The organism is Streptomyces sp. WM6378, assembly GCF_001279695.1.
In the GTDB taxonomy this organism is placed as follows: domain Bacteria; phylum Actinomycetota; class Actinomycetes; order Streptomycetales; family Streptomycetaceae; genus Streptomyces.
Window position 1 is genome coordinate 1 of sequence record NZ_LGDD01000261.1, and the last position, 229, is coordinate 229.

Consider the following 229-nt stretch of genomic DNA (forward strand, 5'->3'; position numbering starts at 1 on the left):
ATCAACTCACGCAACTGCAACACATACGTCTGCAACGTCGTCCGCGCCGACCGCGGCGGACGCTCCCCCCACAACTCCTCAACCAACAACCCAACCGGCACCACCCGGTCCACATGCAACGCCAACAACGCCAACACCTTCCGAGGCTTCGGCGCCGACGGCATCACACCCACACCATTCACCCTCACACCCAACGGACCCAGAACATCGATATCCACGCCGTATCCCC

The 229-nt window shown here is 62.0% G+C and carries 1 protein-coding gene; it reads right to left on the reverse strand.

Going from position 1 to position 229, the window contains the following annotated elements:
- A partial coding sequence (locus ADK54_RS43620; RefSeq protein WP_199827004.1) for an AfsR/SARP family transcriptional regulator occupies positions 1 to 218 on the reverse strand: 218 nt, incomplete at its 3' end.
- Positions 219 to 229: the final 11 nt, after the last annotated feature.